We start from the raw sequence: 26,173 nt of genomic DNA, 5'->3' as shown, positions 1-26,173 counted from the left end.
GATGCAGCATCATAAACAGAGTTGGCTCGGGCGTGAGCGAGGCTTTGCAGCCTTTGCCACCGGTCCGCTGCTCGACTTCTGGCGTCGCCGTGAGGAGTGTGAGTTTACCGGCGTGGGTAACCTGAAAATCCGCTATGTTCGTTTCACCTCACCGCAACATCGTCGTGTCATTCTGGTCGTGCCTGGCCGCATTGAAAGCTATATCAAATACCCTGAACTGGCCTATGACCTGTTCCACTGCGGCTACGATGTGGTGATTCTCGACCATCGCGGTCAGGGACGTTCCGAACGTCTGCTGGAAGATTCACATCGTGGACATGTGGTGGAATTTAGCCACTACGTTGACGATTTGGAAACGCTCTATCTGAAAGAAATTGTCAGCAACCACTATCAACAGCGCTATGTGCTGGCGCACTCCATGGGCGGTGCGATTTTAGCGCTGTTTCTGGCGCGCCAGCCGCAGGCGTTCCATGCTGCCGTATTTTCCGCGCCGATGTTTGGCATTGTGCTGCCGCTGCCTGACTGGATGGCGCACCGTATTCTCGACTGGACGGAAAAACTCCCCGCGCTGCGCGAAGGTTATGCGCTGGGAACCGGACGCTGGCGCGCCAGTCCGTTTGGCATCAACCGCCTGACGCACAGCCGTGAGCGCTACCGGCGCAACCTGCGATTTTACGCCGACGATCCGGCGATTCGCGTCGGCGGCCCCACCTATCATTGGGTGCGTGAAGGCGTACAGGCTGGACGTAACATTTTTAGTCAGATCGAGAAAATCACCACGCCAACCCTGCTGCTGCAGGCCAGCGAAGATGATGTGGTGGATAACCGCTCACAGGATCTCTTTTGTGCGGAGATGGCCAAAGCAGGGCATCCCTGTGCCGGCAACGCGCCCTATGTCATCAAAGGCGCACGCCATGAGATCTTGTTCGAAAAAGATGCGATGCGTGCTGAAGCGCTAAATGCGGTGGTGGATTTCTTCGAACATCACGCTTAACAAATATTAATTACCGATATCAATACCCGAGGTTTACATGTATCACATCGTCGCATCCGACCTGGATGGCACGCTGCTCTCTCCGGAACACCGTTTAACTCCGTTCGCGCGCACCACGCTGCAGGAACTGGTGGCGCGTGACATCCACTTTGTTTTTGCTACCGGCCGTCACTATATCGATGTGGGACAAATGCGCGATAAGCTCGGCATTCCGGCTTACATGATCACCTCTAACGGCGCGCGCGTGCACAACGCTGATGGCGAACTGGTGTTTAGCCACAATCTCGACGCCGATATTGCCAGCGATTTGTACGGCCTGCAGTATCACGATGAGCATATTCTGACGCACGTCTATCGTGACGACGAATGGTTCATGAGTCGCCATCGTCCGGACGAACAGGACTATTTCCGCGAATCGGTATTCAACTATCAGGTTTATCAGCCGGGTATGCTGCCAACCGACGGGATCAGCAAAGTATTCTTTACCTGCGATGATCCTGAGCGTTTGGTTCCGATGGAACAGGCGATAGAAGCACGCTGGGGCGATCGCGTGAACGTCAGCTTCTCGCTGCCGACCTGTCTGGAAGTGATGGCGGGTGGCGTTTCCAAAGGCCACGCGCTGGAAGCCGTCTCCAAACAGTTGGGTTACTCGCTGAAAGAGTGCATCGCCTTTGGCGACGGCATGAATGATGTGGAGATGCTCAGCATGTCAGGTAAAGGCTGCATCATGCGTAATGCACAGCAGCGCCTGAAAGACACCTTGCCAACGCTGGAAGTGATTGGCAGCAACGCGGAAGATGCGGTGCCGCACACCTTGCGTAAGCTGTTCCTCGCCTAAAAAAACGGGCCGGTGATTGCCGGCCCGCTCTGGTTATACCAACTGTTTCTTGTGCTTATGTTCGCTCATCATGGTGAGCAGCAGCAGAATCACCGCCAGCACCGATCCGCCAATCATCACGATGAAGCCGCCATCCCAGCCGAAGTAATCTACGGTGTAGCCGACAATGGCACTCGCCGCGACCGATCCGCCAAGATAGCCAAACAGCCCGGTAAAGCCCGCCGCGGTTCCCGCCGCTTTTTTCGGAGCCAGCTCCAGCGCGTGCAAGCCAATCAACATCACCGGACCGTAAATCAGGAAGCCGATCACAATCATGCACAGCATATCGATGCCTGGATTGCCGGGCGGGTTCAGCCAGTACACCACGGTGGCAATGGTCACCAGCGTCATAAAGAACACGCCGGTGGCGCCACGGTTGCCTTTAAAGACTTTATCTGACATCCAGCCGCACAATAGCGTGCCAGGAATACCAGCATATTCATAGAAGAAGTAAGCCCAGGAGGACTTATCCAGTGTGAAGTGTTTTACTTCTTTCAGGTAGGTTGGCGACCAGTCGAGAATGCCGTAGCGCAGCAGGTAAACAAACACGTTTGCCAGCGCGATATACCACAGCAGCTTATTGGGCAAAACGTACTGCATAAAAATCTGCTTTGCCGTCAGCTCCTGCTCGTGGTTCTCGTTGTAATCAGGCGGGTAATCGTTCTTCCAGGCTTCAATCGGCGGTAGACCGCAGGACTGCGGCGTGTCGCGCATGAGCGCAAAGGCGATGAAAGCGATGATAATCGCGCAAAACGCGGGCATATACAGCGCCGCTTTCCAGTCGTTGAACCACGCCATACCCAAAAGGAACAGCAGCGGTGGAATGCCGCCGCCAACGTTATGCGCACAGTTCCATATCGACACAATGCCGCCGCGCTCCTTCTGCGACCACCAGTGCACCATGGTGCGTCCACACGGTGGCCAGCCCATGCCCTGGAACCAGCCGCACAGGAATAGCAGCACAAACATCACCATGATGCTTGATGTCGCCCACGGTACGAAGCCCATAAACAGCATTACCGCTGCAGCGAGGATCAATCCAGCGGGTAAAAACACGCGCGGATTCGAGCGGTCCGACACTGATCCCATAATGAATTTCGAGAAGCCGTAAGCGATAGAAATTCCCGACAGCGCAAATCCGAGATCGCCTCGCGAGAAACCTTGTTCAACCAGATAAGGTATCGCCAGCGCAAAGTTCTTACGCACGAGATAGTAGGCGGCATAGCCAAAAAATATTCCCAGGAAAATTTGCCAGCGCAGACGACGATAGAGCGGATCGACACGATCATCCGCCACCTGTGGCCGATGCGATGCAGGTTTGAAGATACTCAACATGAGTGTGGCCCTCCAGGGCGCGATATCGTTATGAATTCCCAGCAGGTTGGGGCAAATGCAGCAAAGGTTATAAACGGAAAGGCGATGTTTCCATTTCGCGCAAAGGATAGTGATGGTCACGTACGGTTACTGTGATATGTGACACATTTGTTACAGTTTGATGACGATGAAGAGCGATAAAAACCAGGAAATGTTGTATTTCGCGCATTTTACTGGGGTTATAAAGCGAAGCGATAACGATTAATTGGTGGTATTTTACGCTATTGTAAACCAGATAATTCAGCCCGATCGCGACAGTTTGTTTACACTAGCGCCACTGTTTATTTTGGGATCGTTACCGTGCTGTTACTGATCGTTACCACCATTCTGTGGGCTTTTTCCTTCAGTTTAATCGGGGAATATTTGGCGGGTCAGGTGGATTCCTGGTTCTCTGTGCTGATGCGTTTAGCGCTTGCCGCTATCGTCTTTTTGCCTTTCCTGCGCTGGCGCGGCTATCGTGCCTCTACCATCCTGCTGTATATGCTGGTGGGCATGCTGCAGCTCGGCATCATGTACTTGCTGAGCTTTGAAGCTTACTTGTATCTGAGCGTGACCGAGTTCCTGCTGTTTACCGTGATGACGCCGCTGTATGTCACGCTGATCTACGATTTACTCAGTCGGCGTCCGCTGCGTATCGGCTACGCCTTCAGCGCTATGCTGGCTGTGATTGGGGCGGCGATTATTCGTTATGACAAAGTGAGCGACCATTTCTGGTTTGGCTTGCTGCTGGTGCAGGCGGCGAATATCTGCTTCGCCATTGGCATGGTCGGCTACAAGCGCCTGCAGGAAACCCGCCCAATGCCGCAGCACACCGCGTTTTCATGGTTCTATCTCGGTGCGGTGATCATCGCCGTCATTGCCTGGAGCCTGTGGGGCAATCCCAACAAACTGCCTACAACGTCGCTGCAGTGGGGCATTCTGGTATGGTTGGGCGTTGTGGCTTCAGGTTTGGGCTACTTCATGTGGAACTACGGCGCCACGCAGGTGGATGCGGGCACCTTGGGCATTATGAACAATATGCATGTGCCAGCGGGCTTACTGGTGAATCTGGCGATCTGGCAGGAAAAACCGCACTGGCCGAGCTTTCTCGCCGGTGCCGCAGTGATCTTCGCATCACTTTATGTGCATAAACGCTGGGTGTTGGGCAGGAGTTCCAAAAGCAGCGCATAGAGTCAAAATCTCAGCGCTGTGTCGTAGGGTCGCCATTTTTGGCGACCCATTTACGCCTTCTTAACTGGCCCCGGCCGATGAATCATCGTCAAACCCTTCAGGAAATTACGCAGAATCTGGTCGCCGCACTCGCGGAAATTCTTATGATCCGGGTTACGGAAAATGGCCCCCACCTCAGCCTGCGAAATCTTGAAGTTCGCTTTCAGCAGCACATCCGGAATATCGGTGGTTTTCAGCGCAAAGGCGATACGCAGCTTCTTCATGAAAATATTATTGTTCATGCGACGCTCAATCGACGGTGCGGGCGCATCTTCACTCTTACCGCGACGGTAAAAAATCAGACCGTTGAGGAAGTAACCCATCAACACATCGGGCAGCTTGCGAAACGCGGCATCGTCATCCTTCTTCATCCACGCCTGCACATCTTCCAGCGGCACTTCACTTCCCGCTAAGGCAAAAATCTCCACCACTTTGCTATCGCTCAAATCCAGCATATAGCGCACGCTGCGCAGAACATCGTTACTCATCATGGTGAAACTCTCTTGGTCGCGGGTTGAGGCGGCGCATTATAGAGCAGGCGAGGCAGGGATAACAGCACAGGCGACATTCGCCGCCCCGCGTCATCAGGATGAGGTGGTTTGTAATGCGCCAGGACGCGCAGCATCGCGCACGAAAGGTAAGTGTTCACAGGCGTGCTGACGGGCAAAACGTACAAAGGCTTCCAGCACCGGCTGACGCTGCTCGCCTTCACGTACCGCAGCATACAGGCGACTCCACAGGCCCTCGCCCAGCGTTCTGGTCACCACCAATCCCTGATGCTCGAAATTCTCCACCACCCAATGTGGCAGCGCGGCAATGCCCATGCGCGCTGACACCATCTGAATCAGCAGCAATGTATTATCCACGCTCTTCAGCGCAGGACTCACGCCCGCCGGCTGCAGGAAATGCCGCCAGACATCCAAACGTTGACGCTGCACCGGATAAATCATCAGCACCTCTTCAGCCATATCTTCCGGAGAGATGTGATCAAGCTGCGCCAAAGGATGATCCGGCGCCATTACCAAACGCACTTCAAAATCAAACATCGGCGTGTAGAACAATCCGCTGCGCGGCAGAATATCTGAGGTTAATACCACATCCAGCTCACCCTGCTGCAGTGCGGGTTGCGGATCAAAGGTCACGCCGGATTTGAAATCCATCACCACCTGCGGCCAGCTTTGGCGGAAATTATTTAACGCGGGCGTCAGCCACTGAATACAGCTGTGGCACTCAATGGCGATACGCAACGTGGCCTGATGCGGCTCATGGCATGCCTGCAGGGCCTGCTGAATCTGCGGCAAAACCTGCTCGGCCAGCTGCAACAATATCTCTCCCTGCGGCGTAAAGCGTAGCGGCTGGCTTTTACGTACAAACAGACGAAAGCCCAGGCGCTGTTCCAGATCGCTGAACTGGTGAGATAACGCTGATTGCGTTTGATGAAGTTGGGAGGCGGCGGCGGCTAAAGAGCCGGTATTCCGTAACGCCTGCAGCGTCCGCAGGTGTTTGAGTTCGATCATGAGATTCCTTCACATCGAGATTGAACAAATTGCGCTTGAGGAACATACAGTACCCGCAGATTATAGCGGTGTAAACATCTGGACGGCTAAACATCTCAAGTAAGCGCTGCGGCCACTTTACGTTTGTCCAGCCACACCGCTCGGCGAAGGAAATTTGCCTTCGCTGGATGAACGTAAATCGGTTGTACCTAAAGAATATCTGGAGAACATCAAATGACCATTCTGAACCATACACTCGGTTTTCCTCGCGTCGGTCTGCGTCGTGAACTGAAAAAAGCACAAGAGAGCTATTGGGCAGGAAAAAGCTCACAGGAAGAGCTGCTGGCGGTAGGTCGTGAACTGCGTGCCCGTCATTGGCAACAGCAGAAAGACGCGGGCGTGAATCTGCTGCCGGTCGGTGATTTTGCCTGGTACGATCACGTACTGACCACCAGCCTGCTGCTGGGTAACGTGCCAGCGCGCCACCAGAACAAAGATGGTTCTGTTGATTTGGATACATTGTTCCGCCTGGGGCGTGGCCGCGCACCTAGCGGCGAACCGGCGGCGGCGGCCGAAATGACCAAATGGTTCAACACCAATTATCACTACATGGTGCCAGAATTCAGCCAGGGCCAGCAGTTCAAACTGACCTGGACACAGCTGCTCGATGAAGTTGATGAAGCGCTAGCGTTAGGCCACAACGTTAAACCGGTGGTGCTCGGCCCGGTTACCTATCTGTGGCTGGGTAAAGTGAAAGGCGAGCCGTTCGATCGTCTGTCACTGCTCAAAGAGATCCTGCCCGTCTACAAACAGGTATTGGCTGAACTGAAAAAACGCGGTATCGAATGGGTGCAGATCGATGAGCCTGCGCTGGCGCTGGAACTGCCGCAAGCATGGCGCGATGCGTTCAAAGCGGCTTACGACGTGCTGCAGGGCGAATGCAAACTGCTGCTAACCACTTACTTTGACAGCATCGGTCAGAACCTCGACGTAATTAAAGCGCTGCCGGTGCAAGGTCTGCACGTTGATCTGGTACACGGTAAAGATGACATCCAGCAGTTGAACCAGCAGATCCCCGCAACTTGGCTGCTGTCCGTCGGCGTGATCAACGGCCGTAACGTTTGGCGTGCGGATCTCAGCAGCTGGTTTGAACGCCTGCAGCCGCTGGTTGGCCAGCGTAAACAGCTGTGGATCGGTTCATCTTGCTCGCTGCTGCACAGCCCCATCGATTTGAGCGTGGAAACGCGTCTCGACGACGAGGTGAAAAGCTGGTTCGCCTTTGCATTGCAGAAGTGTACGGAGCTGGCGTTGCTGAGTAAGGCGCTAAATAACAACGATGCCGCCTCTCTGGTGGCGTGGAGTGCGCCGATTCGTGCTCGAGCCAACTCAACGCGCGTGCACAATGCCGCGGTTGGTGAGCGTCTGGCAAAAATTCAGGCGAAAGATGTAGAACGCACCAGCAGCTATACCGAGCGTGCCAAAGCACAGCGCAAGCGCTTCAACTTGCCTGCATGGCCGACCACCACCATCGGTTCATTCCCACAAACCACTGAAATCCGCGGTCTGCGCCTCGATTTTAAGAAAGGTAACATTGACGGCGCTAACTATCGCACCGGTATCGCCGAACACATTAAACAGGCGATTGTTGAGCAGGAACGTTTGGGCCTTGACGTGCTGGTACACGGTGAAGCAGAACGTAACGACATGGTCGAGTACTTCGGCGAAAACCTCGACGGCTTCGTATTTACACAAAATGGTTGGGTACAGAGCTATGGTTCACGCTGCGTTAAGCCGCCGATCATCATTGGCGACGTCAGCCGCCCTAAAGCGATTACCGTTGAGTGGGCAAAATACGCGCAGTCGCTGACCGACAAACCGGTTAAAGGCATGCTGACCGGCCCGGTGACCATTCTCTGCTGGTCTTTCCCGCGTGAAGATGTGACCCGTGAAACCATCGCCAAACAGATTGCACTGGCGCTGCGTGACGAAGTGGAAGATTTGGAAAAAGCCGGTATCGGTATTATTCAGATTGATGAACCCGCGCTGCGTGAAGGCCTGCCGCTGCATCAATCCGATTGGGCAGCGTACCTGGCCTGGGCGGTCGACGCCTTCCGCCTGAATGCCGCAATAGCGCAAGACAACACGCAGATTCACACCCACATGTGTTACTGCGAGTTCAACGACATCATGGATTCAATCGCAGCGTTGGACGCGGATGTCATCACTATCGAAACGTCACGTTCAGATATGGATCTGCTGGATACCTTTAAAGAGTTCGCCTATCCCAACGAAATCGGTCCCGGCGTCTACGACATTCACTCGCCTAACGTACCGAGCGTGGAGTGGATGGAAGAGCTGCTGCGTAAAGCGGCGCAGAGTATTCCGCAAGCGCGTCTGTGGGTGAACCCAGATTGTGGTTTGAAAACCCGAGGCTGGACGGAAACGCGCCAGGCTCTGGCTAACATGGTGAAAGCGGCGCAAAACCTGCGCGGTGAAAAAGCGTAATTGCGGTAAAAGTGGTTGTGTTAATACGTTGGGGCGCATGAGCGCCCCTTTTTTATTACGCGTTCGGCGCCACGCCATGCTGCGTGAACCACGCCAGCATGCGTTGCCAGCCATCTTTAGCAGAATCCGCGTGATAGCTCGCACGGTAATCGGCGTTGAAGGCGTGACCGGCATCCGGATACACCACGATCTCCGCTTTGGCATTGGCAGCATGCAGCGCCTGACGCATCTTATCAATGCTCTCCAGCGGAATGCTCTCGTCCTGACCACCGTACAATCCTAATACCGGCGCATTCAAATCCACCGCGATATCAATAGGATGCTTTTGCTGCTTCAGCGTTTTTTCACCGTCTAAGCGGCCGTACCACGCCACTGCGGCACGCACCTGCGGATTGTGTGCAGCAAACAGCCAGCTAATGCGTCCGCCCCAGCAGAAACCGGTAATGGCCAGGCGACGGATATCGCCATCATGGCGTGCTGCCCAGTTGGCCACATGATCGAGATCGGACAGTACCTGCGTATCCGGCACCTTGCTCACCAACTCTTTGAACAAGGTGGGAATGTCGTTGTAATCGTTAGGATCGCCTTCGCGGAAATAGAGCTCAGGGGCAATCGCCAGATAGCCTTCCAGCGCCAAACGGCGGCAGATATCGCGGATATGCTCATGCACCCCGAAAATCTCCTGCACCACTAAAACGACCGGCAGCGTACCCTGATACGCTTTTGGCCGAGCATAATAGGCGGGCAGATTTTCGCCCTGGCTTGGGACTGAGGTTTCACCCGCATGAATCGCGTCGCTGGCGGTAATAATGGTGCTGCTTGCGGTGGGCTGAACTGCCGGCGCAAAGCCGCCGGGCGCCGTTTTTTGTGTCATATTGTCTTCGGTTTTCATTATTCTCTCCGTGCTAGCCATTGCGCAATCACGTAACTATAGCCTGGCTGAGGTAAGCCAGGCTGACGTAGGGTGCCGAGGAATTTTTCATGCATACTTCTTCTCTATTAACATTGCGCTAAGAACTTACACAGCACCGCTTGTAGCAATTCAGAATTGCACAGCGTTAATGTGTGACGATAATCACATAATATTTTTCTGATAATGTAATTTTCATTGTTGATGGTGAAATGAATCACATAATTATGCTGCCTGCTCACGTAGAGTGGCGCGCACATCCCCCCTATTTAGCAGGAGTCTGTTATGGCCCAGTCTGACGTTTTCCACCTTGGTATTACCAAAGCTTCCCTCAAAGGCGCCACCCTTGCCATCGTTCCCGGCGATCCAGAGCGCGTGAAGAAAATTGCCGCGCTGATGGACAATCCGCAGCATCTGGCTTCACACCGGGAGTTCACCACCTATCTGGCGGAAGTGGATGGAAAACCTGTGGTGGTGTGTTCAACCGGTATCGGCGGGCCATCCACGTCGATTGCGGTAGAAGAGCTGGCGCAGCTTGGCGTGCGTACTTTCCTGCGCGTTGGCACCACCGGCGCGATTCAGCCGCATATTAATGTTGGCGATGTATTGGTCACCACCGCCTCTGTTCGCCTTGATGGTGCCAGCCTGCACTTTGCGCCGATGGAGTTCCCGGCCGTGGCCGATTTTGCCTGCACCACCGCGCTGGTCGCTGCGGCGGAAGAGTGTGGCGCGAAAACACACATTGGCATCACCGCCTCTTCAGACACCTTCTACCCTGGCCAGGAACGCTACGACACCTTCTCGGGCCGCGTCGTGAATCGCTTCCAGGGCTCGATGAATGAGTGGCAGCAAATGGGCGTTCTTAACTATGAGATGGAATCCGCTACACTGTTAACCATGTGCGCCAGTCAGGGGCTGCGTGCCGGCATGGTGGCTGGCGTCATCGTGAACCGTACGCAGAAAGAGATTCCAGATGCGGCGACCATGAAGCAGACCGAAAGTGATGCGGTGAAAATTGTTGTTGAAGCCGCGCGTCGTTTAATTTAGTGCGCCATTCAAGGGATGAATTCGAGACCAGGACCATAGGGAGCTCAATAATTGCCTGATTAGAATGCGCGCTATTTCAGTCTTACTGAGAAATTACTTATGCGCAAAATGGTTTCTGTCTCACGCCCTCATTCCCTTAATAATCCCGCTGCTGCGCAATCACGCGTTGAAGGTGCAGCAGCACGATTTCGCGCAGCCATGACGGCTGCGAACTATCCCCTTGCGCGTCAGTGTTGTGAAGAAGTGCTGCGCGTTTTGCCTCAGCATATGCAGGTGCTTAGCGACTACGCGCTAACACTGATGCGTGTGGGCGAATATAAAAAAGCGTATAAGATTTACCAGAAGGTCTATCAGGCCCCGCCGGCGCAGCGTGCACAAGCCTCGGAAACCTGGCTGGATGGCTTGACGGAAGTTTGCGGCTGGCTGGAAAAGCACGATGAAGTGGCGCGTTACGGCCTGGAGTCGCTGGAGAAATCCGATGCGACCTTCAGTAAGGGCCAGAAAGTCGCGTTACCTTCCGCCGCGCCGCCGCCGTTTCATCGCAGTAACCCCGCGGAGAATATCATCGCCTTCAGCCTGTTCGGCGATCAGCCACGCTACTGTGAAACGCTGATCAAAAACATCGAAGTGGCGCGCGAGCTTTATCCTGACTGGATCTGCCGCATTTATCTCGACGACAGCGTACCGCAGCATGTCTGGCAACGTCTGCAGCAGCCAAATAGCCAGCTGGTGGATATGTCGCAGGAAAAAATGCTCTTCCCTACGCTGTGGCGTTTTCTGGTGATGGACGATCCAAGCGTAAAACGCTTTATCGTGCGTGATGCCGATTCGCTGCTGTCAGAGCGCGAAGTCGCGGCGGTGGAAGCCTGGCTGAATTCACCGTACTGGTTCCACCACATGCGTGACTACTTTACTCACACCGAACTGTTGCTCGCGGGCATGTGGGGCGGCTGTCACGGCGTGTTCCGAAATGTTGAACAGCAGATGCGCGATTTTATCGCCCAGTATCAAGGCAGCGAACGCTTTACCGATCAGTACTTCCTTAAAGTGGCGCTGTGGCCAACGGTGCGCGACAGTTTGCTCAGTCACGATGATATTTTTCATTTCCATCAGGCACAGCCTTGGCCGACGCATCAACCGATTCGCTGGCAAACCAACAGTTTCCATGTCGGCAGTAACGCGGGCTTCTCCAGCATGGCGGGTGTCGTGGATAATGCGGAAAACGGTTGGCAGCGGGTTGAGATCACTTATGACGGAGAAAGCTGGACCTATCCGGCTAAAATACAGAACGAAACCGAATGGGTGCTGCCCATGCCGTTCTTCCTGATTGATGCGTGGAAAGCGGGCAAGCTGACCGTCAAAACGCGGTAAATATTGTCTGGACATTCATACAGTACACCTCTACCTTTTCCCTCAGCGAGACGATCCGCGGGGGAATTATGGATCAACAACTTATCATTAGCGGCGCGCTGGCACTGGCCGGCCTGGGCATTGGCTGGATCATTGCCCAGCTGCGCGCCGGTCATCAACACGCCAGCTTCACCACCGAGCGTCGTCTGTTGGAAGAGGCGCAGCAGCGTCAACAGCAGCAGCTCGAACACCTGCAGCAGCAGATCCAACAGCGCGAACAAGAGCTGCGTCAACTGCATGGCGCGCTTAGCGGTGCGCAAGAGCGCTTACAGCAGCTTGATTACTGGCGCGGCGAAAGTGAGCAGCTCAGTCGTGAATTGCGTAATCAGCTTGAAGTGAATAGTGCCCAGGAAGCTGAACTGCGCGAAGTCACCATTCGGCTTGAAGAGACGCGTTACGGCGCCGAGGAGAAACAGCGGCTGCTGACCAATAGTGAGCAGCGCCTTAGCGCGCAGTTTGAAAACCTGGCGAATCGCATTTTCGAAAACAGTGGACGACGTGTCGATGAACAAAACCGTCAGAGTCTGAATAGCCTGATTGCTCCGCTGCGCGAACAGTTGGACGGTTTCCGCAGACAGGTGAATGACAGTTTTGGCCTGGAAGCGCGCGAACGTCATACGCTGACGCACGAAATCCGTCAGTTGCAGCAGCTGAACGCACAGATGGCGCAGGAAGCGGTCAACCTCACCAAAGCGCTGAAAGGCGATAATAAAATCCAGGGCAACTGGGGCGAAGTGGTGCTCAGCCGCGTGCTGGAAGCCTCAGGTCTGCGTGAAGGCCATGAATACCAAACGCAGGTGAGCGTGCAGCTGGAACAGCAGGGCAGGATGCAGCCGGATGTTATCGTCCGACTGCCGCAGGGCAAAGATGTGGTAATTGACGCCAAAATGACGTTGGTGGCCTATGAGCGCTATTTCAATGCTGACGATGAAGCCACGCGTGAGCAGGCGATTCAGGAGCACGTCAATGCCATGCGCGGCCATATTCGGCTGCTCGGCCGAAAAGATTACCAACAATTGCCCGGTTTACGCTCTCTGGATTATGTGTTGATGTTTATCCCGGTGGAGCCCGCGTTTCTGCTGGCCATCGATCGCCAGCCAGAGCTGATCAGCGAAGCGTTACAGCAGAATATTATGCTGGTGAGTCCAACGACGCTGCTGGTGGCGCTGCGTACCATTAACAATCTCTGGCGTTACGAGCATCAAAGCCGCAACGCGCAGCGTATCGCCGATCGGGCGACGCGGCTGTATGACAAGATGCGGCTGTTCGTCGATGACATGAGCGGCATTGGGCATAATCTGGATAAAGCGCAGCAAAGTTATCATCAGGCGATGAAAAAGCTGTCAGAAGGGCGCGGCAACCTGATTGCGCAAAGTGAAGCCTTCCGCTCGCTGGGTGTCGAGATCAAGCGGCCTATCAATCCACAGCTGGTGGAACAGGCGCAGCCGGAAGAGGCGGATGAAGATTGGACTGACGATCCCGCGGTTGATGAAAACGCCACGGATCCAACAACGGATTCGCTGCGCCGCATCAACGAATAGCACGGTGGTCGCGTGCTCGTGTAGCGCGACTCTGATACACTTCGGCAAGAATTGTTTGTGGAACAGGTAAAACCGATGGCAGATGAATCACAGCAGGAAACTACCCATTTTGGCTTCCAGACCGTCGCTAAAAGCGAAAAGGCCGATAAAGTCGCGGACGTGTTTCACTCCGTCGCGGCAAAATATGACCTGATGAACGATTTGATGTCGTTTGGCATCCATCGTGTCTGGAAGCGTTTTACCATTGATAGCAGCGGCGTGCGCCGCGGTCAGCGTGTGTTAGACCTGGCGGGTGGTACCGGCGATCTGACGGCAAAATTCTCGCGTCTGGTCGGCGAAACGGGCCAGGTTGTCCTGGCTGACATCAACAGCTCCATGCTGAAGATGGGGCGCGAAAAGCTGCGTAATCTCGGCGTCTCGGGCAACGTCAGCTATGTGCAGGCTAACGCCGAAGCGCTGCCTTTCCCGGATAACTATTTCGATTGCATTACCATCTCGTTCGGTTTGCGTAACGTCACCGAAAAAGAGAAAGCGCTGGCGTCGATGTTCCGTGTGCTGAAGCCGGGCGGACGCCTGCTGGTGCTGGAATTCTCCAAGCCGCTACTGGAGCCGCTGAGCAAAGCTTACGACACCTATTCATTCCATATTCTGCCGCGTATTGGTCAGCTGGTGGCGCAAGATGCCGAGAGCTATCGTTATCTGGCGGAGTCAATACGTATGCATCCCGATCAGGAAACCCTGAAAGCGATGATGAACGATGCGGGTTTTGAAAATACCACCTACTTCAATATGACTGGCGGTATTGTCGCGCTGCATCGCGGATTTAAATTCTAATCCATCATGACTTTAACTCCTCTTATTACCGGCGGTCTTGAGACCGCCCTGAACCGTGTTCTGTACCGCGATCGCAGCCTTAAAGCCGCGCGTCAGCGTCTGGCAGGTAAAGTGTTGCTGCTGCGCCTGCAAGAGCTCGATTTTCCCTTAGTGCTGGTGTTTAGCGAATCACAGCTTGATGTGTTGAGTGATTGGCAGGACAGCGGCGACTGCGCGGTGAGCCTGCGTCTCAGCACCTTGCCGAAACTGCGCGACCGTCAGCAACTCACCGGTTTAATCCGTAGCGGTGAATTGGACGTGGAAGGTGATTTGCAGGTGGTGCAGCAGTTCTCTGCGCTGATGGATCTCGCCGAGCTTGACCCTGCAGAATATCTTGCGCCGTGGATGGGTGATATTGCCGCGCAGGGCATTAGCCAGGCCGCACGCCAGGCGTTGAAATTTGTGCAGCAGCAGGTGACCCGCCGTCAGGATTATCTTGGCCAGGCGCTAACCGAAGAGTGGCGCGTCGCGCCGGGTGCACTGGAGTTGGCATGGTTCTGCGAGGAAGTGGAAGCGATGGAACGTTCGCTCAATGCGTTTGAAACGCGTTTGGCACAGCTGGAGGCGAAATGACGCTGGGAGAAATTCGGCGCTTATACTTCATCATCAAGATCTTTCTTACTTACGGCCTTGATGAACTGATTCCCCGCATGCGCTTCACGCTGCTTTTACGCTTGTGGCGGCGCTGCATTTTCTGGATCCCTAATCAACATAAAGACGCTTCCGCTGGCGTGCGTATCCGTTTAGCGATGGAGCAGCTTGGTCCGGTGTGGATCAAATTTGGTCAGATGCTTTCCACGCGGCGCGATCTGTTCCCACCGGCGATTGCCGATGAGCTGGCAGTGTTGCAAGACCGTGTGGCGCCTTTTGATGGCGTTAAAGCGAAGCAGCAGATTGAAAAGTCGATTGGCGGACCGGTAGAAACCTGGTTTGACGATTTCGACATCAAACCGCTGGCGTCCGCCTCCATCGCGCAGGTGCATACGGCAACGTTGAAATCCAATGGTCGTGACGTGGTGATCAAAGTGATTCGTCCCGATATCCTGCCGGTGATCCGAGCGGATATGCGCTTGATTTATCGTCTGGCGCGATGGGTGCCGCGTTTACTGCCAGATGGGCGTCGTTTACGCCCGGTAGAAGTGGTGCGCGACTATGAAAAAACCTTGATTGATGAGCTGAATTTGCTACGTGAGGCGGCGAACGCCATCCAACTGCGGCGTAACTTCGATCAAAGCCGCATGCTGTATGTACCGGAAGTGTTTTCCGATTACTGCAGCGAATCGATGATGGTGATGGAGCGCATTTACGGTATTCCCATCTCAGATATCGCTACGCTGGAGCAGCACGGCGTCAATATGAAGCTGCTGGCGGAGCGCGGCGTGCAGGTGTTCTTCACCCAGGTATTCCGCGACAGTTTCTTCCATGCCGACATGCATCCTGGCAATATTTTCGTCAGCTATGACCACCCGGAAGATCCGCAGTACATCGGCATTGACTGTGGCATCGTTGGCTCGCTAAACAAGGAAGATAAGCGCTATCTGGCAGAGAATTTCATTGCCTTCTTTAATCGCGATTATCGCAAAGTGGCTGAGCTGCACGTTGATTCCGGCTGGGTGCCGCCCGATACCAATGTGGAAGACTTCGAATTCGCCATTCGTACCGTATGTGAACCGATTTTCGAAAAGCCGCTGGCCGAGATCTCCTTCGGGCATGTGCTGCTAAACCTGTTTAATACGGCGCGTCGCTTTAATATGGAAGTGCAGCCGCAGCTGGTGCTACTGCAGAAAACGCTGCTTTATGTCGAAGGGATTGGCCGCCAGCTCTATCCTCAGCTCGATCTGTGGAAAACGGCCAAGCCGTTCCTCGAGGATTGGATCAAAGACCAGATTGGGATTCCGGCGATCCTGCGGGCGGTGAAAGAGAAGGCGCCGTACTGGGCGGAAAAATTGCCGGAACTTCCGGAACTTTTTTACGACAGCATGCGCCAGCACAAATTATTGAAGCACAGTGTCGATAAACTCGTCACCGATTTAAATGCACAGCGAACGCGCAATCATCAGGCGCGCTACCTCTTCGGTGTAGGCGCTACACTGTTATTAAGTGGCACCGCCGTGCTGTTAAGTCGACCGGACTGGGATTTCTTTCCCGCGCTATTAATGGCCGCAGGCATCGTCACCTGGCTTATCGGCTGGCGTAAGACAAACTGATTGTCTGCCTGGTGCAAATCGCGTAATGTCGCAAGCTTAAGCCCGAAATCATACGGGCTTTCTGTGCGTTACAATCAACAGTTTTTCACAGAATATTAGAGGCATATCTCATGGGCGGTATCAGTATTTGGCAATTGTTAATCATTGCCGTCATTGTTGTACTTCTGTTCGGTACCAATAAACTTCGCAACCTGGGTTCGGATTTGGGATCTTCCATTCGCGGCTTCAAAAAAGCCATGGGTGACGAAGACGATAAAAAGGATCAACCGAAAGAGCAGGACGCTGACTTCAACGCCAAAACTCTGGCAGACAAACAGCAAACCTCGGCGACTAAAGACGACGCCCGGAACGACAAGCAGGTATAACTGTGTTCGACATTGGTTTTAGTGAACTGGTATTGGTGTTCGTTATCGGGCTAATTGTGCTTGGCCCGCAGCGCTTACCGGTTGCGGTGAAAACTGTCGTTGGCTGGATCAGAGCCATTCGCTCGCTGGCGGCGAATGTACAAAATGAACTGGCGCAGGAGCTGAAACTGCAGGAGCTGCAGGACAGCCTGAAAAAGGTAGAAGAGGCGGGCCGCGGCACGCTGTCGCCGGAGCTGAAAGAGTCGATGGAAGAACTGCGGAAAACCGCTGACTCCATGAAGCGCTCCGTGCAGCAGAGCATCGATCTCGAAAAAGAGGAAGATGAAGCGAATACCATTCATCAGACCCGGCCAGCAACAGAGGCTGCCCAGCCAGTGACTTCACCGCCTGTCACGCCCGCTGCAGCGGAGCATCAAACCAGTGCACCTGCGCAGGCTCCGCAGCAGCCACATGACGTATCCCCTGTAGCGGAAACTCACTCCGTCGCCAGTGCCCCACAAAGCACCGCGAAGACTTCTCTCGTAAAAGATGAACCATAAACATGGCCGTTGAAGATACCCAACCGCTCATTAGCCATCTGATTGAGCTGCGCAAGCGTTTGTTGAACTGCATCATCGCTGTTTTAGTCATCTTTCTGTGTCTGGTCTACTTTGCGAATGATATTTACCATCTGGTAGCGTCACCGCTGATTAGCCAGATGCCTGCCGGGGCGAGCATGATCGCCACCGATGTTGCATCGCCGTTCTTTACCCCTATCAAGCTCACGATCATTGTCTCGGTATTTTTGGCCGTGCCGGTGATTCTGTATCAGGTATGGGCGTTTGTGGCGCCAGCGCTGTATCGTCACGAGCGTAAACTGGTGATGCCGCTGCTGTTCTCCAGTACGCTGCTGTTCTATGTCGGCGTGGCGTTCGCTTACTTCATCGTGTTCCCGCTGGCGTTTGGCTTCTTTGCCAAAACCGCGCCGCAGGGCGTGACTATCGCGACGGATATTACTAACTACCTCGACTTCGTTATGACGATCTTCATGGCGTTTGGCGTGGCGTTTGAGGTGCCGATTGCGATTGTGCTGCTATGCTGGACGGGCATCACCTCGCCGGAAGATCTGAAAAAGAAACGTCCTTACATTTTGGTTGGCGCGTTCGTTGTTGGGATGTTGCTCACACCGCCAGACGTTTTCTCCCAAACTTTGCTCGCTATTCCGATGTACTGCCTGTTTGAAGTCGGCGTATTCTTCTCCCGTTACTATGTGGGTAAAGGGCGTCACGCTTCGGATGAGGAACACAATACCGAATCCTGATGTCCTTAATGCAGGGCACCCGCTAGCGAGCGGGAAGAGAAAGCATCTAAACCGCCCATTGGGCGGTTTTTTTATTGGGGAGAAAACATGTTTGATATCGGTGTAAACCTGACCAGCACGCAATTCGCAAAAGATCGCGAGCAGGTTGTGAAACGTGCGCGCGAAGCAGGCGTCACCGGCCTGTTAATTACCGGCACCAATGCGCTGGAGAGTCAGCAGGCACGCCAGCTAGCAGCATTACATGCTGGTTATTGCTGGTCGACAGCGGGCGTCCATCCGCATCACGCCAGCGAATGGTCGGCGGAGACGGCGAATACCTTGCGCCGCCTCGCGGAGAGCGAACAAGTCGTCGCCATCGGCGAATGTGGACTGGATTTCAATCGCAATCTCTCGGCACACGATCAGCAAGAGTATGCTTTTGATGCGCAGCTGGCGTTGGCCGCTGAGCTGCAGCTGCCCGTTTTTTTGCATTGCCGCGAAGCACACGAGCGTTTTGTTGCCGTACTTGAGCCGTGGTTGCCAAAACTGGCGGGTGCGGTGGTGCACTGTTTTACCGGCACGCGCGATGAGCTGCAGTCTTGCCTGGCGCTAGGACTTTCTGTAGGCATTACCGGCTGGGTGTGCGACGAGCGTCGCGGTATGGAACTGCGTGAACTGCTGCCGTTGATTCCGGCCGAGCGACTGTTGCTGGAAACGGATGCGCCCTATTTACTGCCGCGCGATATGCATCCAAGGCCGACTTCGCGTCGCAACGAGCCGTGCTTCCTGCCGCACATTGTGCAGCAAGTAGCAAACTGGCGCGGTGAAGAGGCAGTAGCGCTGGGCGCGCAGGTCAATCTCAACGCGCGCCAGCTGTTTAAATTGGCTTAAAGTTTACGGAACTGCTTGTTATCCACGCTGCGCATCACCTGTTTATTCAGCATGTTTAGCAGCAGCACCGAACGCGTTTCACCATCCGGCTCGGCAAAAATGGCGCGCAGCCCTTCGAAAGTGCCATCGGTGATGATCACTTCATCACCGCTCTGCGGCGTTTCTGGATCGAGTACGATCTGCGGCGTATCGGTTTGCAGCGCTTCGATCACATTATACGATACGGTCGCCGGCATGGTGCCGAAGCGTACGAAATGGCTGACACCGCGCGTGCTGCTGATGGTGGTGGTGTGAATCGCTTCGGGATCAAACTCGATAAACAAATAGTTGGGGAACAGCGGTTCACTCACGGTAGTGCGTTTACCGCGCACAATCTTCTCCAGAGCGATCATCGGGCTAAGGCAATTCACCGCTTGCCGCTCAAGATGCTCTTTCGCGCGCAACAGTTGTCCACGTTTACAATAGAGTAAGTACCAGGATTCCATAACTGCTCCCAAATAATGGACGCTAAGAATATCAAACCTGCTGTCAGAGTTATAGCGCATCGGCCGAGGGAAACGGCATGCTGAAAAAAATTTCACTGCGAATCTTCTGATTGATACGTCTTTGTCACCGTTTCTTGCAAGAAAATTGACGGCCGACAACCATCTGTATCAGACTCCTTCTCCATCTTACGATTGAAATGGAGTGGCTGATGGAACTGTTCCTGTTAAGTAATGGCAAAGTGGCTGACGATGCGCCGCTGTTGAGTTACGCCCACCCGCAACTGCACGCGATGATCGCCCAGCGTGGAATCACATCCGCGGTATTGGTGCCCTACGCGATTATTCGTGGCGATCATGCGCAGCGAGCCCAGGATTTATCAGATTCATTAGGTATTGAAGTGCGTACCGTGCATGAGTTTACCTCGCCCGTTGCGGCGATTGAGCAAGCTGAGCTGATTTTGGTGAGCGGTGGAAATACCTGGTTCCTCAATCAAATGCTGCATGAGCACGGCCTGATCGTCGCGATTCAACGCGCGGTGCGTGAGCGTGATGTGCCGTACATCGGCTGGAGCGCCGGATGCAACGTAGCAACGCCTTCAATCAGAACCACCAATGATATGCCAGTGCGCAGCAGCGTGGTGCTTCCGGCACTTGGTCTGTTCCCGGTGCAGATCAATCCGCATTATCTGGATGCGCACGTCAGCGGTCATATGGCCGAAACGCGCGATGAACGTCTGGCTGAATTCTGCGCCGTTAACCCGCATGAATCGGTGATTGCGCTGCGCGAAGCCAGCTTCCTGCACGTGAGTGAAAATCGTCTGCGTTACTACAGCGCACGCGGTGAAGACTTCAAAGTGTTCCGCCACGGCGAACCGACTGCGGCATATCATGATGTGCTGGCGATACAGTCGCTGGTGCCGTTTTCCTGTCAGCCAGCCTGACGCACTTCTGACTCAGAAACCTCAACATGCTAGCGTGAAACACACCTATAATGGCGCTTCACTCTGGCCGGAAAGCTAAAGCCGCATGAAATATCAGGATTTACGAGACTTCCTCTCGCTGCTGGAACAGCGTGGCGAGTTAAAGCGCATCACTCAGGAGATCGATCCTGAACTGGAGATGACGGAAATTGCCGATCGCACCCTGCGTGCCGGCGGCCCGGCGTTACTGTTCGAGAACCCAAAAGGGTACGACATGCCAGTGCTGTGCAATCTGTTTGGTACCCCGAAGCGCGTGGCGATGGGCATGGGCCAGGAAGAGGTCAGTGCGCTGCGTGAGGTGGGTAAACTGCTGGCGTTCCTGAAAGAGCCGGAGCCGCCAAAAGGCTTCCGCGATCTCTTCGATAAAATGCCGCAGTTCAAGCAAGTATTGAATATGCCCACCAAGCGCCTGCGCAACGCGCCGTGTCAGGAAGAGATTTTTAGCGGTGATGAAGTCGATCTATCGCGTATTCCTGTGATGAAATGCTGGCCGGGCGATGCCGCGCCGCTGATCACCTGGGGATTGACCGTCACGCGCGGCCCGCACAAAGAGCGGCAAAACCTCGGTATCTATCGCCAGCAGGTGATCGGTAAGAATCGCGTGATTATGCGCTGGCTGTCGCATCGCGGCGGCGCGCTGGATTTCCAGGAGTGGTGCAAAGCGCATCCGGGTGAGCGTTTTCCGGTATCGGTAGCGCTTGGCGCCGATCCTGCCACCATTCTCGGCGCGGTCACGCCGGTGCCTGATACGCTCTCTGAATATGCCTTTGCCGGTTTGCTGCGTGGCAACAAAACCGAAGTGGTAAAGTGCATCTCGAACGAACTTGAAGTGCCTGCGAGCGCAGAAATCGTGCTGGAAGGCTATATCGAGCCAGGAGACATGGCGCCGGAAGGGCCGTACGGCGATCACACGGGATACTACAATGAAGTAGATAGTTTCCCGGTGTTTACCGTGACGCACATAACGCAACGTCGCAACCCGATTTATCATTCAACCTACACCGGGCGTCCACCGGATGAACCGGCGGTGCTGGGCGTCGTGCTGAATGAAGTGCTGGTGCCGATTTTGATCAAGCAGTTCCCGGAGATTGTGGATTTCTATCTCCCGCCAGAAGGGTGTTCTTATCGCCTTGCCGTGGTGACGATTAAAAAACAGTATGCCGGTCACGCCAAACGCGTGATGTTCGGCGTGTGGTCTTTCCTGCGCCAGTTCATGTACACCAAGTTTGTGATTGTATGTGATGACGACGTTAACGCACGTGACTGGAACGATGTGATTTGGGCGATTACCACGCGCATGGATCCGGCACGCGATACGGTGCTGGTTGAGAATACGCCGATCGACTATCTCGACTTTGCCTCACCGGTTTCCGGTTTGGGCTCGAAGATGGGACTTGATGCCACTAATAAGTGGCTGGGCGAAACCACACGCGAATGGGGCACGCCGATTGTCAAAGATCCGGCCGTTACGGCGCGTATTGACGCCATTTGGGATGAATTAGCAATCTTTGCCGAGCCGCCGCAGCGCTAAAAGCGGCAGACCAACCAGACCCGAAGAAAAAGGGAACGCATGACAACGTTAAGCTGCAAAGTAACTTCGGTTGAAGCGATTACGGATACGGTTTTCCGCGTCCGTTTGATTCCGGCCGCGGATTTTAGCTTCCGCGCCGGACAATATCTGATGGTAGTGATGGATGAGCGCGATAAGCGCCCGTTTTCTCTGGCGTCCACGCCGATGGAAAAAGACATCATTGAACTGCACATCGGCGCATCCGATCTCAACCTCTACGCGATGGCGGTGATGGATCGCATTAAAAACGATCGTCAGATTACGGTAGATATGCCGCATGGCGATGCCTGGCTGCGTGAAGAGAGCGATCGTCCAATCATTCTGATCGCCGGTGGCACTGGCTTCTCCTACGCGCGTTCTATTCTGCTGACCGCGTTGGCACAAAAGCCCGATCGTGAGATTGCGATTTACTGGGGCGGTCGTGAGCTGATGCACCTGTACGATTTGGATGAGCTGAATGCGCTGGCGGTGAAGCATCCGAACCTGAAAGTGATTCCGGTGGTTGAGCAACCGGCGGACGATTGGGTAGGGCGCAGTGGTACGGTGCTGACGGCGGTGATGCAGGATTACGCTTCACTCAGCGAACACGACATTTACATTGCCGGTCGTTTTGAGATGGCGAAGATTGCGCGGGAGCGTTTCTGCGCTGAGCGCGGCGCGCTGGAAGCACAGATGTTCGGCGATGCGTTTGCGTTTATCTGACAGACAAAAAAGCCCGCCCGAGAGGGCGGGAACACGTGCAATGGTTAACGTATTAAACCCGTTCGAATACCGTTGCGATGCCCTGGCCTAAGCCAATGCACATGGTCGCCAGACCAAATTGTGCATCGCGACGTTCCATCAGATTCAGCAGCGTGGTACTGATACGCGCACCGGAGCATCCCAGTGGATGACCGAGCGCAATCGCGCCGCCATTTAAATTCACCTTCTCATCCAACTGTTCCAGCAAGCCCATGTCCTTGATGCACGGCAGCGCCTGGGCGGCAAAGGCCTCGTTGAACTCGAACAAGTCGATATCCTGCACGCTTAAACCCGCACGCTTCAGCGCCAGCTTACTGGCGGGAACCGGTCCGTAGCCCATAATCGACGGATCGCAGCCGACGACCGCCATGCTGCGAATACGTGCGCGCGGCGTTAAGCCGAGTTCGCGCGCGCGGCTTTCGCTCATCATCAACATGGCGGCGGCGCCATCGGAGAGCGCCGATGAGCTACCCGCGGTGACGGTGCCATTCACCGGATCGAATGCCGGACGCAACGAGGCTAATCCCTCCAGGCTGGTCTCTTCGCGAATCACTTCATCGGTTTCATAACGCTTCAACACGCCATCGGCATCGTGGCCGTAGGTTGGCACGATTTCGCGCTTAAAGTCACCGCGCTGAGTGGCTGCCCATGCGCGCTGGTGTGAACGCAGGGCAAATGCGTCTTGCTGTTCGCGCGTGATGTGATGCATGCGCGCCAGCATTTCAGCAGTTAAACCCATCATGCCTGCCGCTTTTGCCACCGTGCGACCAAGGCCTGGATGGAAATCCACGCCGTGGCTCATCGGCACGTGGCCCATATGTTCTACACCACCAATCAAGCAAGCGTGCGCATCGCCCACCATGATCGCTCGGGCCGCATCGTGCAGCGCCTGCATTGACGAACCACACAGGCGGTTGACGGTGCTGGCAGGTACACGATGGGGGATCTCCGCCAGCAGCGCAGCGTTACGTGCAATGTTGAAACCTTGTTCCAGCGTCTGCTGTACGCAGCCCCAGATAATATCGTCCAGCGCGGCGGGATCGACCGACGGATTACGGCTCAGCAGCTCGCGCATTAAATGCGCCGAAAGATCTTCCGCGCGAACCTGGCGAAATGCACCGCCTTTGGAGCGGCCCATCGGCGTGCGTACCGCATCAACAATCACCACTTTTTCCATTTTTATTACCTCAGGCACTTTGCAGCGCCGCTTCGTCAATTGGTTGCACCGCGGGATACCAGCTCTGATGCTGATGGGCTTTTTGCAACAGCAGCTCCGGTAGCGCATACAGCGGGCCTAGAGCGGCATAACGCTTAGCCTGATCGACGACGTTGCTGTTGCCGAGCGTATCCATGTAGCGGAATGCGCCGCCGCGGAAAGGTGGGAAGCCGAGGCCATAAACCAGCGCCATGTCGGCTTCCGCCGGCGAGGCGATGATCTTCTCTTCAAGGCAGCGCACGACTTCATTGAGCATCGGCAGCATCATGCGGTTAGCAATCTCTTCATCGCTAAACACGCGGGTTGGCTGGCTGATGGGTGCCAACAACGCATCCACTGCCGCATCGGCTTTCTTCTGTGCTTTGCCTTTTTTGTCCTGCTCCCAGCGGTAAAAACCCTGGCCGTTTTTCTGACCGTAGCGTTTGGCTTCGAACAGCACATCAATGGCGTCGCGATAATCTTTCTGCATACGTGACGGGAAACCTTGCGCCATCACTTGCTGGGCATGGTGCGCGGTATCAATACCGACCACATCCAATAACCAGGCCGGGCCCATCGGCCAGCCGAACTGTTTTTCCATCACTTTGTCGATCTGGCGGAAATCCGCTCCGTCGCGCAGCAGCAGACTGAAAGCCGCGAAGTAGGGGAACAGCACACGGTTCACAAAGAAACCCGGGCAGTCGTTGACCACAATCGGCGTTTTGCCCATCTTGCTGGCCCAGGCCACCACTTTGCTGATGGTCGCTTCCGAGGTTTGCTCGCCGCGAATCACTTCTACCAGCGGCATCCGTGGTACCGGATTGAAGAAGTGCATGCCGCAGAAGTTTTCCGGGCGTTGCAGAGCTTTCGCCAGCTGGCTAATTGGAATGGTGGAAGTGTTAGAGGCCAGAATGGCATCTTCGCGCAGGTGCTGCTCAGTTTCCGCCAGCACTTTGGCTTTGATCTGCGGATTCTCAACAACGGCTTCCACTACCACATCGGTGCGTTCAAAACCGGCGTAATCCAGCGTCGGCTGAATGGTGGTGAGCACGCTGGCCAGTTTGGCCCCGTCAATTTTGCCGCGTTCCAACTGTTTGTTAAGCAGCTTGCTGGCTTCTGTCATGCCCAGCGTCAACGCCTGTGGATTGATATCTTTCATCATCACCGGCACGCCTTTCCATGCCGATTGATAGGCGATGCCGCCGCCCATGATGCCTGCGCCTAATACTGCTGCTTGCTGAGGAGCTCCTGCCGCGCTGCTGTGTTTCTTCGCCAAACCTTTGACGTACTGATCGTTAAGGAAAATACCAACCAGTGCGCGGGCGACATCGCTTTGCGCCAGCGGCACAAAAGCAGCGGTTTCCAGTTTCAGAGCATCGTCACGACCAAGACTGGCGGCGGCTTCAATGGTTTTCACGGCGGTAACCGGCGCCGGATAGTGTTTGCCAGCCGTTTGCATCACCATACTTTTGGCGATCGTGAAGCTCATTGCGGCTTCAATCGGACTGAGTTTCAGCGGCGCTAGCTTGGGTGCGCGACGCGCCTGCCAGTTGCCCTGCGTGATCGCGTCTTGCAATACGGTTAGCGCAGCCGCACGTAATTTGTCGCTACTGACGACTGCATCAACCAGGCCGAGCTTCAGGGCGCTGTTGCCATCCACATCTTTGCCCGCGGCGATGATTTCCATCGCGCTGTCAGCACCCAGCAGGCGCGGTAAGCGCACGCTGCCGCCAAAACCCGGCATAATGCCCAGTTTGGTTTCTGGCAGGCCGATGCGCGCAGTTGGCGTGGCAACACGGAAGTCCACCGCCAGCACGCATTCGCAGCCGCCGCCTAACGCATAGCCGTCGATAGCCGCCACGGTGGGTACGGGTAAATCTTCCAGCCGATTGAAGATGCTGTTGGCGAAAGCCAGCCACTGGCTCAGGCTCTCTTCCGGCGCATCAAACAACGACAGGAACTCTGTGATGTCGGCTCCGACGATAAACGCCGGTTTGGCTGATGACAGCAGCAGGCCGCGCAGCGCGGGTTGTTGTTCCAATACGCTCAGCGCCTCGCCTAATGAGGCGACAGTTTTGGTATCGAGTTTGTTCACCGAACCGGGCGCATCGAATACCAGCTCGGCGATGCCGTCGTCAAGCCAGTGCACTGAAAGGGTATCGCCTTGGTAGAGCATGTTCGTCTCCTGAAACCGCGAATGATGATCTGGTCATACCAGATGGAT

Annotated in this window: 24 protein-coding genes; 17 read left to right on the top strand and 7 right to left on the bottom strand. The window is 54.9% G+C overall.

From position 1 onward, the window contains the following. The first annotated feature begins 1 nt into the window (after window position 1). Window positions 2–994 carry a lysophospholipase L2 gene (gene pldB / locus AAGR08_RS17790; RefSeq protein WP_097095337.1) on the top strand — a complete coding sequence of 331 codons (993 nt, stop codon included), beginning with the start codon at window positions 2–4 and terminating at the stop codon, window positions 992–994. A 37-nt stretch (window positions 995–1,031) separates the two neighbouring features. Beyond that, window positions 1,032–1,832: a sugar/pyridoxal phosphate phosphatase YigL gene (gene yigL / locus AAGR08_RS17785; protein ID WP_097095336.1), complete on the top strand. Its 801-nt coding sequence runs from the start codon at window positions 1,032–1,034 to the stop codon at window positions 1,830–1,832. Between the two features lie 33 nt (window positions 1,833–1,865). Here the strand turns inward: yigL and glpT are convergent, their stop codons facing one another. After that, the gene (gene glpT, locus AAGR08_RS17780; RefSeq protein WP_097095335.1) at window positions 1,866–3,206 is read right to left on the bottom strand and encodes a glycerol-3-phosphate transporter; all 1,341 of its coding nucleotides are present in this window, start codon (window positions 3,204–3,206) and stop codon (window positions 1,866–1,868) included. 339 nt (window positions 3,207–3,545) lie between these two features. On the opposite strand from glpT, the gene AAGR08_RS17775 reads away from it, so the two are divergent. Continuing rightward, window positions 3,546–4,415, top strand: coding sequence for a carboxylate/amino acid/amine transporter (locus tag AAGR08_RS17775; protein WP_097095334.1), 870 nt, complete (start codon window positions 3,546–3,548; stop codon window positions 4,413–4,415). 50 nt (window positions 4,416–4,465) lie between these two features. Here the strand turns inward: AAGR08_RS17775 and AAGR08_RS17770 are convergent, their stop codons facing one another. Together AAGR08_RS17770 and metR are read right to left on the bottom strand one after the other, a co-directional pair. After that, complete coding sequence (locus tag AAGR08_RS17770) at window positions 4,466–4,945, bottom strand: DUF1456 family protein (protein WP_097095333.1); 480 nt, start codon at window positions 4,943–4,945, stop codon at window positions 4,466–4,468. A gap of 93 nt (window positions 4,946–5,038) precedes the next feature. Further along, window positions 5,039–5,971 carry an HTH-type transcriptional regulator MetR gene (gene metR, locus AAGR08_RS17765; RefSeq protein WP_097095332.1) on the bottom strand — a complete coding sequence of 311 codons (933 nt, stop codon included), beginning with the start codon at window positions 5,969–5,971 and terminating at the stop codon, window positions 5,039–5,041. A 213-nt stretch (window positions 5,972–6,184) separates the two neighbouring features. On the opposite strand from metR, the gene metE reads away from it, so the two are divergent. Beyond that, window positions 6,185–8,455 (top strand): 5-methyltetrahydropteroyltriglutamate--homocysteine S-methyltransferase, encoded by a 2,271-nt coding sequence (gene metE / locus AAGR08_RS17760; protein WP_097095331.1) that lies wholly within the window; start codon window positions 6,185–6,187, stop codon window positions 8,453–8,455. A gap of 55 nt (window positions 8,456–8,510) precedes the next feature. Here metE and AAGR08_RS17755 read toward each other — a convergent pair whose 3' ends face one another. After that, the gene (locus tag AAGR08_RS17755; protein WP_097095330.1) at window positions 8,511–9,347 is read right to left on the bottom strand and encodes a dienelactone hydrolase family protein; all 837 of its coding nucleotides are present in this window, start codon (window positions 9,345–9,347) and stop codon (window positions 8,511–8,513) included. Between the two features lie 303 nt (window positions 9,348–9,650). Here AAGR08_RS17755 and udp point away from each other — a divergent pair, with 303 nt between their 5' ends. The 10 genes from udp to tatD all read left to right on the top strand — a co-directional run bounded on the left by udp (window position 9,651) and on the right by tatD (window position 18,978). Next, window positions 9,651–10,412 carry a uridine phosphorylase gene (udp, locus tag AAGR08_RS17750; RefSeq protein WP_097095329.1) on the top strand — a complete coding sequence of 254 codons (762 nt, stop codon included), beginning with the start codon at window positions 9,651–9,653 and terminating at the stop codon, window positions 10,410–10,412. Between the two features lie 99 nt (window positions 10,413–10,511). Beyond that, complete coding sequence (locus AAGR08_RS17745; RefSeq protein ID WP_097095328.1) at window positions 10,512–11,783, top strand: hypothetical protein; 1,272 nt, start codon at window positions 10,512–10,514, stop codon at window positions 11,781–11,783. A gap of 68 nt (window positions 11,784–11,851) precedes the next feature. Beyond that, entirely contained in the window at window positions 11,852–13,363 is a 1,512-nt protein-coding gene (gene rmuC, locus AAGR08_RS17740; RefSeq protein ID WP_345827474.1) for a DNA recombination protein RmuC, read from the top strand. Between the two features lie 75 nt (window positions 13,364–13,438). Further along, a complete protein-coding gene (gene ubiE, locus AAGR08_RS17735) occupies window positions 13,439–14,197 on the top strand; it encodes a bifunctional demethylmenaquinone methyltransferase/2-methoxy-6-polyprenyl-1,4-benzoquinol methylase UbiE (protein ID WP_008105805.1) in 759 nt (252 codons plus the stop codon). Window positions 14,198–14,203: 6 nt separating this feature from the next. Next, window positions 14,204–14,809, top strand: coding sequence for an SCP2 domain-containing protein (locus tag AAGR08_RS17730; protein WP_097095326.1), 606 nt, complete (start codon window positions 14,204–14,206; stop codon window positions 14,807–14,809). Then, entirely contained in the window at window positions 14,806–16,443 is a 1,638-nt protein-coding gene (gene ubiB / locus AAGR08_RS17725) for a ubiquinone biosynthesis regulatory protein kinase UbiB (protein WP_097095325.1), read from the top strand. The genes AAGR08_RS17730 and ubiB overlap by 4 nt, the downstream gene beginning before the upstream one ends. Before the next feature lie 110 nt (window positions 16,444–16,553). Further along, on the top strand, window positions 16,554–16,808 hold the full coding sequence (tatA, locus tag AAGR08_RS17720) for a Sec-independent protein translocase subunit TatA (protein ID WP_009127893.1): 255 nt from the start codon (window positions 16,554–16,556) through the stop codon (window positions 16,806–16,808). Window positions 16,809–16,810: 2 nt separating this feature from the next. Continuing rightward, window positions 16,811–17,347 (top strand): Sec-independent protein translocase protein TatB, encoded by a 537-nt coding sequence (tatB, locus tag AAGR08_RS17715; protein ID WP_345827471.1) that lies wholly within the window; start codon window positions 16,811–16,813, stop codon window positions 17,345–17,347. Between the two features lie 2 nt (window positions 17,348–17,349). Further along, window positions 17,350–18,108 carry a Sec-independent protein translocase subunit TatC gene (gene tatC, locus AAGR08_RS17710; RefSeq protein WP_097095323.1) on the top strand — a complete coding sequence of 253 codons (759 nt, stop codon included), beginning with the start codon at window positions 17,350–17,352 and terminating at the stop codon, window positions 18,106–18,108. An 87-nt stretch (window positions 18,109–18,195) separates the two neighbouring features. After that, window positions 18,196–18,978, top strand: coding sequence for a 3'-5' ssDNA/RNA exonuclease TatD (gene tatD / locus AAGR08_RS17705; RefSeq protein ID WP_345827470.1), 783 nt, complete (start codon window positions 18,196–18,198; stop codon window positions 18,976–18,978). On the opposite strand, the gene rfaH is transcribed toward tatD, so the two are convergent. Beyond that, the gene (rfaH, locus tag AAGR08_RS17700) at window positions 18,975–19,463 is read right to left on the bottom strand and encodes a transcription/translation regulatory transformer protein RfaH (protein WP_345827469.1); all 489 of its coding nucleotides are present in this window, start codon (window positions 19,461–19,463) and stop codon (window positions 18,975–18,977) included. The genes tatD and rfaH overlap by 4 nt on opposite strands. A gap of 209 nt (window positions 19,464–19,672) precedes the next feature. Here rfaH and pepE point away from each other — a divergent pair, with 209 nt between their 5' ends. From pepE to fre, 3 genes are all read left to right on the top strand, one after another. Further along, window positions 19,673–20,404, top strand: coding sequence for a dipeptidase PepE (pepE, locus tag AAGR08_RS17695; RefSeq protein ID WP_345827468.1), 732 nt, complete (start codon window positions 19,673–19,675; stop codon window positions 20,402–20,404). Window positions 20,405–20,489: 85 nt separating this feature from the next. Further along, on the top strand, window positions 20,490–21,974 hold the full coding sequence (gene ubiD, locus AAGR08_RS17690; RefSeq protein ID WP_345827467.1) for a 4-hydroxy-3-polyprenylbenzoate decarboxylase: 1,485 nt from the start codon (window positions 20,490–20,492) through the stop codon (window positions 21,972–21,974). A 39-nt stretch (window positions 21,975–22,013) separates the two neighbouring features. Then, window positions 22,014–22,715, top strand: coding sequence for an NAD(P)H-flavin reductase (gene fre, locus AAGR08_RS17685; RefSeq protein ID WP_345827466.1), 702 nt, complete (start codon window positions 22,014–22,016; stop codon window positions 22,713–22,715). 52 nt (window positions 22,716–22,767) lie between these two features. On the opposite strand, the gene fadA is transcribed toward fre, so the two are convergent. Both fadA and fadB read right to left on the bottom strand, forming a co-directional pair. Then, the gene (fadA, locus tag AAGR08_RS17680) at window positions 22,768–23,931 is read right to left on the bottom strand and encodes an acetyl-CoA C-acyltransferase FadA (RefSeq protein ID WP_345827465.1); all 1,164 of its coding nucleotides are present in this window, start codon (window positions 23,929–23,931) and stop codon (window positions 22,768–22,770) included. Window positions 23,932–23,941: 10 nt separating this feature from the next. After that, window positions 23,942–26,125: a fatty acid oxidation complex subunit alpha FadB gene (gene fadB, locus AAGR08_RS17675; RefSeq protein WP_097095317.1), complete on the bottom strand. Its 2,184-nt coding sequence runs from the start codon at window positions 26,123–26,125 to the stop codon at window positions 23,942–23,944. Window positions 26,126–26,173 lie beyond the last annotated feature (48 nt).

The organism is Pantoea sp. BRR-3P, assembly GCF_039621635.1.
GTDB classification, from domain to species: domain Bacteria; phylum Pseudomonadota; class Gammaproteobacteria; order Enterobacterales; family Enterobacteriaceae; genus Pantoea; species Pantoea floridensis.
Note: the sequence above shows the minus strand (reverse complement) of the source record. Positions and strands in the feature narration are given on the sequence as shown.